15 protein-coding genes are annotated in these 13,960 nt (G+C 50.6%); 10 read left to right on the top strand and 5 right to left on the bottom strand.

Annotated elements, in window-relative coordinates; genetic code table 11:
- Positions 1–4: 4 nt before the first annotated feature.
- Together NYE70_RS11820 and rfbF are read left to right on the top strand one after the other, a co-directional pair.
- Positions 5–1,090: a CgeB family protein gene (locus NYE70_RS11820; protein WP_445323838.1), complete on the top strand. Its 1,086-nt coding sequence runs from the start codon at positions 5–7 to the stop codon at positions 1,088–1,090.
- Between the two features lie 212 nt (positions 1,091–1,302).
- Positions 1,303–2,076, top strand: a complete 774-nt coding sequence (rfbF, locus tag NYE70_RS11815) for a glucose-1-phosphate cytidylyltransferase (RefSeq protein ID WP_211023385.1) — start codon at positions 1,303–1,305, stop codon at positions 2,074–2,076.
- Between the two features lie 186 nt (positions 2,077–2,262).
- Here rfbF and NYE70_RS11810 read toward each other — a convergent pair whose 3' ends face one another.
- The 5 genes from NYE70_RS11810 to rfbG are packed head-to-tail and all read right to left on the bottom strand — an operon-like array spanning position 2,263 to position 6,555.
- Positions 2,263–3,390, bottom strand: coding sequence for a DegT/DnrJ/EryC1/StrS family aminotransferase (locus tag NYE70_RS11810; RefSeq protein ID WP_211023383.1), 1,128 nt, complete (start codon positions 3,388–3,390; stop codon positions 2,263–2,265).
- A 14-nt stretch (positions 3,391–3,404) separates the two neighbouring features.
- Positions 3,405–4,082 carry a GNAT family N-acetyltransferase gene (locus NYE70_RS11805; protein WP_341046131.1) on the bottom strand — a complete coding sequence of 226 codons (678 nt, stop codon included), beginning with the start codon at positions 4,080–4,082 and terminating at the stop codon, positions 3,405–3,407.
- Between the two features lie 25 nt (positions 4,083–4,107).
- On the bottom strand, positions 4,108–4,875 hold the full coding sequence (locus NYE70_RS11800) for a glycosyltransferase family 2 protein (protein WP_341046130.1): 768 nt from the start codon (positions 4,873–4,875) through the stop codon (positions 4,108–4,110).
- A gap of 19 nt (positions 4,876–4,894) precedes the next feature.
- Positions 4,895–5,443: a dTDP-4-dehydrorhamnose 3,5-epimerase gene (rfbC, locus tag NYE70_RS11795; protein WP_211023374.1), complete on the bottom strand. Its 549-nt coding sequence runs from the start codon at positions 5,441–5,443 to the stop codon at positions 4,895–4,897.
- Positions 5,440–6,555, bottom strand: coding sequence for a CDP-glucose 4,6-dehydratase (gene rfbG, locus NYE70_RS11790; protein WP_341046129.1), 1,116 nt, complete (start codon positions 6,553–6,555; stop codon positions 5,440–5,442). The genes rfbC and rfbG overlap by 4 nt, the downstream gene beginning before the upstream one ends.
- A gap of 192 nt (positions 6,556–6,747) precedes the next feature.
- Between rfbG and NYE70_RS11785 the strand changes: the two genes are divergently transcribed.
- From NYE70_RS11785 to NYE70_RS11750, 8 genes are all read left to right on the top strand, one after another.
- Positions 6,748–7,242, top strand: a complete 495-nt coding sequence (locus tag NYE70_RS11785) for a hypothetical protein (protein ID WP_341046127.1) — start codon at positions 6,748–6,750, stop codon at positions 7,240–7,242.
- A gap of 225 nt (positions 7,243–7,467) precedes the next feature.
- Complete coding sequence (locus NYE70_RS11780; protein ID WP_341046126.1) at positions 7,468–7,893, top strand: hypothetical protein; 426 nt, start codon at positions 7,468–7,470, stop codon at positions 7,891–7,893.
- A complete protein-coding gene (locus NYE70_RS11775; protein WP_211023366.1) occupies positions 7,890–8,090 on the top strand; it encodes a hypothetical protein in 201 nt (66 codons plus the stop codon). Before NYE70_RS11780 ends, NYE70_RS11775 begins: the two co-directional genes overlap by 4 nt.
- The gene (locus tag NYE70_RS11770; RefSeq protein WP_341046125.1) at positions 8,090–9,616 is read left to right on the top strand and encodes a glycosyltransferase family 2 protein; all 1,527 of its coding nucleotides are present in this window, start codon (positions 8,090–8,092) and stop codon (positions 9,614–9,616) included. Before NYE70_RS11775 ends, NYE70_RS11770 begins: the two co-directional genes overlap by 1 nt.
- Before the next feature lie 71 nt (positions 9,617–9,687).
- Positions 9,688–10,398 (top strand): glycosyltransferase family 2 protein, encoded by a 711-nt coding sequence (locus NYE70_RS11765; RefSeq protein ID WP_341046124.1) that lies wholly within the window; start codon positions 9,688–9,690, stop codon positions 10,396–10,398.
- A 1-nt stretch (position 10,399) separates the two neighbouring features.
- Entirely contained in the window at positions 10,400–11,545 is a 1,146-nt protein-coding gene (locus tag NYE70_RS11760; RefSeq protein ID WP_341046122.1) for a glycosyltransferase, read from the top strand.
- Positions 11,542–12,573 carry a polysaccharide pyruvyl transferase family protein gene (locus NYE70_RS11755; protein ID WP_211023358.1) on the top strand — a complete coding sequence of 344 codons (1,032 nt, stop codon included), beginning with the start codon at positions 11,542–11,544 and terminating at the stop codon, positions 12,571–12,573. Before NYE70_RS11760 ends, NYE70_RS11755 begins: the two co-directional genes overlap by 4 nt.
- A gap of 128 nt (positions 12,574–12,701) precedes the next feature.
- Positions 12,702–13,820 (top strand): YhcN/YlaJ family sporulation lipoprotein, encoded by a 1,119-nt coding sequence (locus NYE70_RS11750; RefSeq protein WP_341046120.1) that lies wholly within the window; start codon positions 12,702–12,704, stop codon positions 13,818–13,820.
- Positions 13,821–13,960 lie beyond the last annotated feature (140 nt).

Genomic DNA, 13,960 nt, shown 5'->3' with positions numbered 1-13,960 from the left:
TGTAATCGCTCCTGCTAGGCAGGATGGCAGAAATGCCGGCTTTCAGGCCGGATTCGATGAAGGATATTTGCGTGGAAGAATGGATGTGATAAGCAGTCGTCCAGGACCGGCATTTCCGCTCCGTCAGATTCATGTTATGTATGTGACTTCCGGCAAAGGGTATCCGTATTCTCCCGTGGATGAAGGAATCATTGAGACTCTTCGTACTCTTGCGGCAACCGTTACGGTCACGGACCCGACCCAGAACGTCTCACAGCAAGCGGAGGAGGCGCGTCCCGATTTGGTTCTGGCCTTGGACGGGTGGCATTTGTCCGCAGAACATGTGGATTCGATCCGAAACATGGGAATCAGGACGGCCCTTTGGCTGACGGATGATCCTTACTATACGGATATCACCGCCGATCTCGTCATGCACTATGACTACATCTTTACGCTTGAACTGAATTGCGTCGATTTTTATCGTCAGCGGGGATGCGCCAATGTTTACTATCTTCCTTTCGCTGCCTATCCCGGCTATTACCGGCCGCTTCGCGAGCGCGCGGAGAACCCCCGCAATCTGTCGTTTGTCGGCAGCGCCTTCTGGAACCGGGTAGAATTCTTTCAACCGGTTATCCATGAACTGATGGATCGGGGACTTCATATCAACGGATTTTGGTGGGACCGTTTATTTGAACCGGGCGCTTATCCGGGACGGGTGGAAGCGGATAAATGGATGGGACCCTTGGATACGGCCGCTATATACAGCAGCAGTAAAATAGCCATTAACCTGCATCGTTCGTTCAACGATACTTCGGTCAACAATAACACGGCTATGATCGAAGCGGTGTCTCCCAATCCACGGACGTTTGAAATATCGGCAAGCGGCACGCTGCAGATTGTCGACATCCGCAGCGATATCGTGAACTTTTACACGCCGGGAGTAGAAATTGAGACGTTCAGCAGTTCGTCGGAGCTGATCGAGAAAATCGATTATTATTTGAGTCATGAGAAGGAGCGGCGTGAAATTGTGCTGCGAGGGCTGGACCGGACCCTGCGGGAGCACACGTATGCTCACAGGTTGAATGAACTTTTGCTCCATGTTTTCGGCTGAATACCGGATTCGAAATTATTCAATAATTCGCCTGGGGATGCCGCTTTCTCATGATTCTTCGCTCCCGACAAATTGGTGGGTAAGCCTGCAATATAGGTGTACCTGTCAAACCAGCAAACGACACATATACTGTTGTAGAGGTTGTTCCAGAACTCCTCATTTGAACCCGTGCTTACTTTCTTCCAAACTTCTCGACAGAACGGAGAATGATCATGAAAGTTGTTATTCTGGCAGGAGGGTTAGGTACCCGGATCAGCGAAGAAACCGACTCCAAGCCCAAACCGATGGTTCGGATCGGTGACAAGCCGATTTTATGGCATATCATGAAAATCTACGGTTATTATGGATTCAATGATTTTATTGTTTGTTTGGGGTATAAGGGCGAAGTCATCAAAGAATATTTCGCCAATTATGTGCGAAACGATTCCGACATTACCTTTGATTACAGAAACGGACATTCCCAGTTTCATAATACGCGGACCGAGCCCTGGAAGGTTACTCTTATCGATACCGGCTTAGAGACGATGACGGGAGGAAGGCTCAAACGCGTACAATCCTATGTCGGCGACGAACCGTTTATGCTAACTTATGGCGACGGAGTAAGCAATGTGCCTCTGACCGATCTTGCGGCATTCCATAAGTCACATGGTAAATTGGCTACTGTGACCGCCGTGCAGCCGCTTGGCAGGTTCGGAGCCTTGACCATCGGCGAAGACGGCAAAGTTCAAAGGTTCAACGAGAAGATGAAAGGGGACGGTAAGTGGGTAAGCGGCGGTTTTTTTATCTTGCAGCCGGAAGTGTTTAATTATTTGGCCGACGACAAAACGGTTTTCGAACAGGAACCGCTCGTTAATCTGGCCAACTCCGGACAACTGCTTGCTTACCGGCATAACGGCTTCTGGTACGCCATGGATACGCTGCGAGATAAGCAGCACTTGCAATCCCTTTGGGACTCCGGGCAAGCTCCATGGAAATTATGGAAGTAGCTTGGGGAAACTCATTAACGCAAGAGAAGAATACACCCGCCAAAGAGACATTTTGAACGATAAAATGATCCTTTGGCGGGTGTTGTGCTGCAGGGACTAAAAAAGGAAGGGCGCCGGAGATAACTCCTGCCCTTCCTTTTTGTTTAGCACCGCTCTATTCAAGTATGAGGTCTGATCCGTTACTCGTTATTTAAAAGATCGGGTACTAGCGATTACATACTCGATCTCCTCAGCGGTCAAGTCGGGGAACAGCGGCAAGGTGACAAGTTCCTTCCATACTTTATCGGCAACCGGGGTTTCCGCCGGATATTTCATGAACAGAGGCTGCTTAGGCAAAGGCATGTAATGAACGCTTGTAGCTATGCCGTGATCCCTCATATGCTCGATAAAAGATTCCCTGTTTTGCACACGCACCATGTAAGCCCAATAAGAAGAGTCCTGCAGGTGGTAAGGGAAGGCGGCCTCGATTTGTGCCAGGTCTTGAATGGAGGCCAAATATTGCCGGAGAATTTCTTCTCTTCGCTGGTTCATGCGGTCCAGCTTCTTCAATTGAACGAGTCCGATGGAAGCCATTAAATCATTCATATTATACTTATAGCCGATGTCCGAGATTTCATAATACCAGCTGTTCGTATCCGGACGTCCCAGCTCAGATTCCTCATAGCGCTCCCAGGTGTCTTTATTGATGCCGATCCAGCGGGATTGGCGCAGGGGCTTTAACAATTCGGGATCATCGGAGGAGATCATGCCGCCGTCTCCGGTCGTCATACATTTCTTCTCTTCAAAGCTGAAGCAGCCGATATCCCCCCATGTTCCCAATGCCTTGCCTTTGTATTTGCCGCCCGCCGAATGAGCGCAATCCTCAATGACCTTCAGGCCGTGCGATTTCGCCCAAGACACCAAGCTGTCCATAGGCACCGGATGCCCTCCGAAATGAACGGGCATCACGGCGACACAGTCCTTGTCGACCTTCCGCTCCAGATCCTCAAGACTGATGCCCAGCGTGCTCTCGTCGATATCGACGAAGACCGGGATCAGCCGATTGTACAGGACAGCCATGGCCGTCGCAGCAAATGTCAAAGCCGGAACCAATACTTTTTTACCTTCCGGGAACCTGTAGGCGGATAAGGCCAGATGAAGCGCTGCGGTGCAGGAGTTGACACCTACCGATTCCTGTGAACCGATGTATCCGCTCCATCGCCGTTCGAATTCCGTAACCTTCGGCCCTAAACCAAGCCATGCACTGTTGAACGAGTCTTGAATACTCTCAAGCTCATCCTTGCCGACGGAAGGTTTAAAGAGTCTGACTTTCATGTCCATCCCGCCTTTCATTCCGCATGATTGGACCTCAGTATTTCCAAAAACGATTCCCGCTTGATCCTCATCGTGACCAGTTCGCGCTCAGGCTCTCCGTCCACTTCCGTAGGAGCGGGAAGCCAGCGCGTGACGCCGTTCTCTTCTGATTTGACCAGCGGGCTTCGTTCTACTTCTTCAGCACCCAAGCTTTGATAAATACGGATCGCCCGGTGGTTATCCGCAACTACACGGATATAGCCGACCTGGACGTCCAGCACTTCGATCGACCAAATACCGAGCGTAATCAGGGCGTAATTCATAATATTACCGAATTTCCCCTTCCGTCCGCGCAGCAAATTATCGTATTCGCATTGCTTGGCAGTTTCATCGTAATGGAGCAGCCCTACCTGTCCGACAGGCGTACCTTCCTCATCTTCCACAAAAAATAAAATCCGGTCATCCGCATTCAACACCTGCTGTTCGATCCATTGCCGGGTCCCTTCTTCAGATAGGGGAAACCGGGTCGTGAACCAGGCCGAGGAAGCTTCCCTCCATTCGGCAATCAGCTTGATCTCGGCTTCATTGTGAACGGTAGCCATCGTTATCGGCCGCAATCTGCCGCGTGCGACGCCTTTTACCATAATGGGGATACAGTGGGAAGAAAGGTCGCCTGCCGGGGGGTGTTTGAAGGTTCGTAAAATTTCACTCATGTTGAACGATCCTTTCTATCCTTGGTTATTTATAGCCGTGCATTTGGGCGAATCTTTCAAAAACTTTATAATCCATCTTGGCGACTTTTAGGGCGTATTCATTTTGGGACAGTTGTTCGGAATGGAAGCGCAGGTAGCTTAGAGGCTGTACCATATAAACGGCGTTGCCATGGGTCATCAGATTGAACCAGGATGCCATATCCACGGCAAAGAATACCTGTTTGCCTCCCAAAACGCCGAAAGGTTCAGTAAGAGCCCGTCTCCGGAACAAGGCGGTCGTAGGTTCTCCAATGAAATTGGTCTGAGTGGACAGCATAAGTCTTGTCAACTTTCTGCCGCCCACGATCGTATCTCGGGGATAGAGCTGCTTGAATGTCCCAAGAGGCGGGACATAGACGCGGTTACCTTTGGCATCGATAACTCTTCTTTGGGAGGTAACGAGTACAACGTCCGGGCGCGTCAGGAAATAGTACATCATTTTTTCAATCTTCCGCGGATGGAACAAGTCGTCGTCGTTCAAATAGTTAATAAATTCGCCTTGGGCCAGTTTGAGGATTCTTTGCTGGTTGGCGATCGGGCCGATATTTTCCGGATTATGATAATAGCGGATGACGGATCCGCGCGGCATGGCCTGGTAGCGTGCGACGATTTGTTCCGTAAGCTTGTTGGTGCTGTTGTCGCTGACAATAACTTCAATGTTCGGATAAGTCTGGACCATGGCGCTTCTCAAAGCCTGTTCGAAAAAATCCGGGCGGTTAAAAGTCGGAATCAAAATACTTACTAACGGCTTCATAAGATCTCTCCTTTACTTTTTACGCCTGCCGGCGTTTGAACTCTTCGAGCGTAGGGAGACGCAAATCTCTTTCCGAAATGATCGGTTTAAGAATGGGCCAGGTAATACGCAGGCTTTCATCGTTCCAGATAACTCCGCCTTCATGCTGAGGGGCATAAGGACGGTCCACCTTGTATACGATCTCGCAATCTTCTTCCAGTGTGCAGAAGCCATGGGCAAAACCTTTTCCGATATAAATCATTTTGTTGTTTTCTTCCGTCAGCAGAATGGAGTCCCAATGGCCATAGGTGGGAGAATCCGGTCTCAGGTCGACGAAAACGTCATAGATCGCCCCTCTGCATACCCGAATGAGCTTCGTTTCTGCGTAAGGCCCGTGCTGCAAATGCAACCCCCTTAACGTCCCTTTTTTTTGGGAAAAGGACCGGTTCTCCTGTACCCAGTCCCAGTCCAGTCCATGATCCTTGAAGATCTTCTGATCATAGGTGCGCGTGAAATGGCCGCGGTGGTCGTTATTGGGGTGAAGGGTTATTTCGTAAACCCCCTGCAGTTTGCACGGAGTGATGATCATTCCGTCTGCCCTCCTTTCATATAAGCGTCGATCTGCCGTAGACTGAATGCTCTCATATCCTGTTTCCGATGGCAGGCTTTGTACCATTCGACGGTTCGAGTCAAGGTTGCACCGAGGTTCCATTGAGGCTTCCATCCCAAGGTCTGTCTGGCCAGTGAGCTATCCAGGCTCAGGTAATGGGCCTCATGCGGATGGTCCGTCATCGGATCCGTAATATAGGAAGCTCCTTCTCCCCATTCTTCGCACAGACGCTGCACTAGCAGCTGCACGGAAACTGCATTTCCGTAATCGGGGCCGAAATTCCACCCCCGGGACAAGGCGGCGCCTGAGATTGTCAATTTTTGAGCCAGCAGAAGGTAACCGTACAAAGGCTCCAGCACATGCTGCCACGGCCGGATAGCTTCGGGGTATCTGATCATAATCGGTTTCTTGTTCCGGATCGCACGGACACTGTCGGGAACCAGGCGATCTTTGCTCCAATCCCCTCCACCGATGACATTGCCGGCTCTCGCCGTTGCTACAGATACCTTCGGGGCACCGGAATCAAGAGGATTAAAGAAGGCTCTCCGGTAACTGTCCGTAATGATCTCCGATCCGGCTTTGCTGCTGGAGTAGGGGTCCCTTCCTCCAAGGCGGTCGGTTTCCCGGTATCCCCATGTCCACTCCTGATTGTCGTAACACTTATCGGAGGTGACATTGACAACCGCCGAGATCGAAGCGCCATTTTGTACGGCCTGCCTGACTGCTTCCAATAAATGAACCGTACCCATCATGTTGATCTCGAACGTCGCGGCCGGCTCGGCATAGGATTCCCGGACAAGGGGCTGGGCGGCCATATGGATCACGATATCGGGGGCTGTCTTTTGCAGGGCGGCCGATAAAGAGTTGTAATCGCGAATATCGTGAATATAGGAAGAAACAATTTCATCCATACGGCAATTTTCATAAATGCTAGGCTGAGTGGCAGGACGCAGAGAATACCCGGTGACCGAGGCGCCCATCGCATGGAGCCAAAGGCTAAGCCAGGTCCCTTTAAAGCCCGTATGCCCCGTAAGAAACACCTTTTTCCCTCTCCAGAAGTCCGGATCCAGCCCCAGCTTGTCGAGCCTCATTTCATCATCCCCCCTCTCCTTTTTGTTCGAATCAATGAAGTTAGTTATTTGTTCATAGGCATCATATGGCTGAGTGGATAGACTTGAAACTGGCAAAAAACTATAGAATTACTAATTTCGAAAAATATGTATTCATCCAATCACGGCCGTGTTTTCTGCATAATATAGCAGCGAGAAGGGAGGGAATACCCAATGAGTGATTTAGAAATCAGATTGCAGCAAATTATGACATTGCTTCAAGGACAGGTAATGGATGAAAATCATCCGCTGGGCAAAATTTTCCGCAAATTGGGCGAGGTGCAATCCAATGCGGAATCCGTTCGAGACGGCGGTGCCGATCAGGAGACCCTCGGTCAGTACCAACAACAAATCGCAGCTCTTGATTTAGATGAGGGAACGAAATCCGAACTGCGTTCGGTTTTTGCCGAGGCAGCCAACGATGGAGGAGCTGGAACTCCTTCCGCCGGTCTGAATGAACAAATTTTGAATGACTTGATGAAACAACTGAGTCATATTCAATCCCTGATCAGGGATCCGAATGTCGATCCTGCTGCGGCCCTTTCCATGATCCGTCCGTTTTATGAAGAAGTTAGCGCTGTTGTTCAAAACCTCGCAGGTTCATTTAACTTGAACGGAAGCTCGCTTCTGGCTTCCTTGCAGGCCATACTGAGAAATAATGCGCGCTGATTTTATGTTTTGATAAAGAGGCTTTCCCGAAAGGTGTGAAGCATAACCTCCAGGGAAAGCCTCTTTAATTTTAAAAACCAAGGGGCGAGCCGTTTGATAGACTCCGGCACAGTTTGCACAATATTCCGCTCCTGCTAGTTTCCGTATTCAAGTGTTCTGTATATATATGAAAGTGTAAGAGCTCTTAATAGAGCTATACCATACTGAAATGGAGGTTTTGAGAACATGGCTGCCCAAACGAATTTGGAAGATTTGGTAAGTTTGATCGAAAAGGCTGTGCGGCCAGGTCCGCTGGCTCGTCTGTTAGGGTCGAATTCCGGTTCTAAGGAGCTGACGGATTTACTTGCCGGCTTGTCCAAGACAGGAACGACTTCCCAAATAACGTCTTCGTCTTCTTCCATCAGCGATATTATCAATGCTATTCTAGAAGCTTTGGGAATCATTACTCCTTCGCCATTTGAAGCTATTGCTCGCAGAAATCTTAACAACAATGTTCTGATTACAACGACAGCGGGAACGGTTGAAGGTGTAATTACGGAAGTTGGCAACTGGCACGTGGTGTTGACGGAAGCCCAAGGCAGTACGGTTATCGTCAATTTCGCCAACACGTTGGCCATCGATATTGAAGGATTGGGAGGGGGAGCAGCATGAATAGCTTTGCCAGAAGAGTCGCCGCTTTAGTAGGCCAGAATGTGCAGGTAGCAACCGCGGTCGATACGATTACAGGCACCCTCGTATTTTCTGACGACACCTTTATCCGCTTAAATACGAGCGGTATAGGCGGTTATGGAAACCCTAGAGCAGTTTCTGTTCTGACATCCGCCGTCGCTTACGTACGGGCGGTGTAATGAACGAAGCCGTGAACGGAACGCGCAGACTTTCGATTCTTGTCTTTGCTTCCGGTACCGGGGAGGGGCTAAGTGAAACGGTTAAAGCTTGCCGGATGCTAGGGCCCGCGGAAATCATTGTATTGGCAAACGGTTTAGCCGAGAAAGCAGCTGCAGCAGTTTCTTCCTCAGGCTGCAAAGTTCACGTGCTTGACCCGGCATTATCCAGAAACCGCCCGATTGTTGTTCCGGGCGGTTTCCGGATTTTCGCAAACGCCGTTTTGTATTTGGAAGCAGAAATGAAGTTGGAACCTGCCTTGCTTAGAAAGTTGGTCGAACCGGTGCTATATGGTGCGGCTCAAGCGGTCTTTCTTTCGGAAGACCGGCCGCGGCAGACTGATATTTACCCGAATCCGGAACGGGCTTGGGCTGTTTGGTGGAACCGGACTCTCGGCAGGCCGGATTTGCGGGAAAGCAGCCTGTATGCTTTCCCCTTTGTATTATCGGGCCAGGCGGCAGATTTGATCGCCGGAGATTTCGCGGCCAACCCCGCTATGGGGATGGCCAAACTAATCAAAAGCGGGCTGCGTCTTGAACGACGGACAGTGCTTATGCAGGAAGAAAGAGGGCGCTCTTTTCGTCCGGAGTGGTTTGGTGGACTTCCTTCGGAAACGACAAGGTATGATCGGCTTGTCGCGGATGATCACTTGAGTGCTTTGGAGAAGTTGTCCCTATCGCCAAGAGGAGGCCATACGGACGGCAAACGGAGGCGCGATATCGTTCGGCAAGTGCTGGAACGGAAGAAGCTGGCCGTTGTCCAGGAGGGAGCCAAATTACCCGTCTCCGGCTTGTACGGGGGAAAGAGCCTCTCTGTCATTATTCCGGCATGCAATGAAGCTGACACGATTGCCCATGTAGTCCGGCAAGTCCGGCGCCTGGAGCCTGCCGAAATCATCGTGGTCGACAATGGTTCGAGTGACCACACCGCTCCACTGGCATTTGAAAAAGGGGCTAAAACGGTTCGTTTAGCTGAAGGCCTGGGAACCGACTGCGGTCGGGCAATCGGAGCTTTTCACGCCAAAGGCGATATTCTTCTGTTCGTTGACGCTGACTTTGTTATGTCCGCGGCTGAATTGTATCCGTTCGCCTTGGCCATTTCCCGGGGGTATGATGTCGCTTTGAACGACAGGAATTATCTTCTGGAAATGGGGATAGACGATCCGGTGATTTCGTCGATATACGCCTTGAATAACGCCTTGGGACAAAAGGCGCTCGGTGCTTCTTCGATGACGACGGTTCCGTTTGCAATCAGTAGGCGTGTATTGCAGCGGGTAGGGCCGGAATGCTTGCAGTGTCCGCCCAGAGCTCTCTCTGCATGCTTATCGCACGGATTTAAGCCGGTGCTGGCCGGACGAGTTTATCTGGAGAAACGAAACCGGGTAAGACCGGACAAACATATAGCCGTTTCCGGACTGTCTCCGGCAGCCAGCCAGATCGTAGGCGACCATATCGAAGCAATGCTCAATTTGAATGAATATAACAAATAGAAGAAAGAGATCACGCGCATGACGGGTTCATGCGCGTATTTACAAAATAAGCTGCGAAAGGCGGTGTACCGATGCGTTATCCCCGTGTTTCCGGGTTGGTCAGTGTGGTAGTCACCAACTATAACAAAGCCGATTACATCGAAGAATGCCTGAACAGCATAGCGAAGCAAACTTACAAACCGTGGGAGCTGATTATCATTGATGATCATTCTACGGACCATTCCAGGGAAAGAATCGAACGGTGGCTTAAAGGACGTTCCTATCCGCCGGCGTGTTCGGCACTATTTATTCCGCTCCCGAGAAATGTTGGCTTTTCCGGCGCCTTGTCTCACGGATATTTTATGAGCAGAGGAGAATATATTGCGGTTCAGGACTCGGACGATTGGTCGCATCCTGACCGGCTGCACAAACAAGTGGAGCATTTAAAGGCAAACCCTCATATTGATCTGGTCGGATCCAATTATACGGCGTTCAAGGTTGATGCTGAGGGGAACCTCCAATATACGGAACCGAAATGGCTTAAATATGGAGAACATATTATGACTTCCTATAATAAAGGCCGCCATTGCATTTGCCACGGAACTCTCTTGTTCCGGGGACAACTGTTCGACTCCATGGGCGGACCTACCCGCAAAATGGACGGTGCCGAAGATTACGAGTTTATCGCGAAAAGTTTGGCGAATCAGGCGAAAATCGATAATTTAAGAGATGTTCTCTATTACTATCGGTTGCACCCCGATCAACGGTCACGTGAATTTTACTCCCGAAAAGGGGGCAAATGAGTTGGGCGGAATAAGGGTGCTTATGGTAATGGACAGCATGGATTACGGGGGGACCGAGACCCATGTTCTGAGCATAGCCGGGATCATGAAAGAAGCCGGTACCCATATTGTAATTACAGGGGAAGGCGGTCCGCTCACCAAACAGTTTGAGCGACAGTTCGTGACGAAGCTGACTCATCGGGCATTTCCCGGAACGGAGGCTTTTGAGCAAAGCGTTGCGGAGATGGCGGATTTAATGGTTGAAGAGAACATTCAGGTCGTCCATCTCCATCAAACTCCTTCAGGGCTAATAGCCGCACTTGCCGCAGAAAGGCTGGGTATTCCCGTCGTCTTTACGGTTCATGGCATGTATTATCCCAGAAACGAACTGCAGGATGTGCTGAGCCGGACTACCGCTATCATTAGCGTAAGTAAACCGGTTCAATCCTATTTGCAGCGTATGGATATCGATTCCCTGTTAATCCCTAACGGGGTGGATATCAATCTGTTCTCCCCTTCGGAATCGGCAGCGAGAGAATTGCGAAATAAACTGGGGATCTCCGAAGATGCTACGGTGCTCCTCTATGCAAGCCGTCTGGCTTGGGGTAAGGCGAGTGTATGTTCCAACTTTTTATCGGCCTCCAAACATCTCCGTTCTTCGGGTTTTCCGTCACTTGAGGTCGTAGTGGTAGGGGGCGGTCTGCAATATGGAGAGTTGGAACGGCTTAAGGAACGCATCCATTTGGAGGCGGGCAATTCCTTCATTCATATGGTTGGAAATCAGGACAATATGCCGGATTACTACAGGATGAGCGATTGCGTAGTGGGAACGGGAAGGGTTGCTCTGGAGGCGATGGCTTGCGCCAAGCCGGTTCTTGCCGCAGGCAATGCCGGTTATCTGGGGTGGGTAGGACCTGATTGTTACGATACCGCTTGGAATCTCTACTTTGGAGATCATGGTTCTCTTAGGGCCGCCAATCGACTCGTTTTGATCGAAGCGCTCCGCAAAGGAATATCGAATAAAGATAGCTTGATGTATTTAGGCGGAAAAGGAAGAGATTGGGTAGTTAAAGATTTCAATGCGGAGAAGACCGCCCTATCGACTTTACAGGTCTACAGGCAACTATTGGATGAAAAATCAACACGGAACAGGAGAGGAAAGGAATGAAAAAAGTTCTATACCTAGGCTGGATCGGTTTCAAAAACCTTGGTGACGAATTGTTGTGGGAATTGTTTAAACAGCATTTCGATGGGCGCTATCATGCCGAATCGGTCGAGCTCATTCCTTCAAAGCCGGGAGTTCCAGTGAACGATATGAACCTGTACGATACGGTAATCCTGGGGGGAGGTTCCCTGCTGGTCCCGGGTTATGTCGACTTGGCCCATAATGCTCTCCTTGCCGGTAAGAAAGTGGCCATTTGGGGCACCGGCTTTGACTGTCTTGAGCAACCGGCGGCACTGAATGGCAAGTGGCTGGACGAGAAAACAGCTAATAAAATTGCGGAGCTCGTGAAGGGAGCCTTCTATTTTGGGGTTCGCGGGCCGCTGACCTACCGGGTGCTGGAGGCGGCAGGGATTCCTCTGGAAGGGGCCATAGTCAGCGGAGACCCCGGAATTTTACTTCCGGTGCCGAGCGTTCCCAAATCAGAGACGAAACGGAAGATCGCCATAAATTGGGGTACCACTTACAATAAGCTCTTTGGAAGGGACGAAATCCGGGTGGAGGACGAACTGGCCGCTGCGGCTCGGGAATGGAGCAGGCAAGGCTACAGTCTTTACCTTTATCCCGTATGGGGACCGGACCGTGCGTCGCTGGAAAGGCTGGCGGGCAAAATCGGAACAGACGCCGATATCGAAGTGGAACAAAAACTGCTTGGAACCGCTCCTTTGACGGAGAAACTGGCCGGATGCCATTTTTCCGTCAATTTCAAACTCCATGCCAATTTGCTGTCGTATGCGGCCGATTTGCCGTTCATTACTCTGGGCTACCGTTTCAAATGCTTCGATTTTGTACAATCCGTCGATTTGCTTGATTTTATTATACCCACGGATACCCCGGATCTTGCGGCAAGTTTGCGAAATAGCTCCGCCTGGCTGGAGAGTGAACGAAAGAACGTAATCAGGAAGATCCGGGCACATCGCCAGACATACAGCCCGCTGCTCACGATTCCCTTTGACCGGAGCCTCATTGTGTAGCCGTTTTATCATCTAAAGCCTTATCAAATACCCGTGCGGGATGTCAAAACTTTTCAGGATATCGAATCTGCGCAAGGGCCATTCTATAGCTGCAGTCATTATAGCTATGGAAGGGGAATGTTCATTCGATGCGTATGAAAAAGATGATCACATTGTCATTGTCCGCTGCTCTTATTACCGGCATGGTCGGAATTACGGCCTGCGGAAACCGTACGGATAACAATAATGTCCGGACACAAAGCTTACGGAACAACGACGGGCGGAATTATGACGTAAATTCGCTTCCCGAAGGAAACCGTCTGTTCTCGCGCAGTGCCGGCAACGGACGAACGGAGCGGATTACTTCGCTGAAGTACAGTCCTGCCTTGAGCAATAAAGTGGCCGGATTACGCGATGTTCAGACCGCCCATGTTGTCGTGACTGACAAGGATGCTTATGTGGCCCTGACGCTTCACGGAATGAATAACGGGACAGGGTCCCGGATGTCCGGCATGTCGACAGGGATGACAACGGGAATTACCGGTAATCGGGGAACCACCAATTTCGGAGGTCCTTATGGTGCGGATTACGGAACCCGCGGTGCCGGAGACAACGGGTTGGCCCGCGGATTGACGGGACGTTCCGGGACAGCCGGCAGTTTGTTTGATATAACTCGCGCCGGCAACGATAACGGCAGCGGCCTGACGACTGGCCGTGGAGTCGGTAACGGGCTGGATTACGATGGACGTGGCTTAACTGGGATGAGTGGGATGAATGGGACGAACAACATCTACGGCACGAACGGAAACGGCAATATGCGAGGAATGGGAACCGGTACGGGAACTATGGGGACAAGAGGAACGGGAACCGGCATGGGAACCATGGGAACAAGAGGAACAGGAACCTTCCATGGACTCGGTAACGGAACTGAAGCGGGAAGAGTGACCGACAATGTTCCGCAAAAAGTGAAGGATCAGGTCTCCAGTATCGTTAAAAAGACGGCTCCCCATATCCGCAACGTGTATGTTTCCGGAAACTCCGACTTCGTGAGCCAAGTCGGCAATTATGCGACTCATTCCCGGGGCGGAGCTACTCTTCACGGATTCATCGCCGATTTTGAGCGCACGATTCAGCGGGTGTTTCCATCGCGTGCCGGAACGATGACAGGCCCGAACGGCTATGCTCCGACAACGCCTAACGGAATTAACGGAGGAACGAATGGTACCGGTATCAACAGAAACGGCTATTCCGGCGGTGTGACGCGCTAAGCAAGTCCAATATGAGACTTGGGATTAATGCAGCTTGGCCAATAAAAGAAACCGGAGGCTATTAAACTGGTACCCATAGTTTGGACACTTTGAAAAAAGGTGTTCAGGCTGTGGGTACCTTTTTGTATACTGGAATAAGC

The sequence above is a fragment of the Paenibacillus sp. FSL R5-0407 genome (assembly GCF_038009185.1).
Classification (GTDB): Bacteria; Bacillota; Bacilli; order Paenibacillales; family Paenibacillaceae; genus Fontibacillus; species Fontibacillus vini.
The sequence above is the reverse complement of the archived record's forward strand: the minus strand, read 5'-3'. Positions and strand labels throughout refer to the sequence as shown.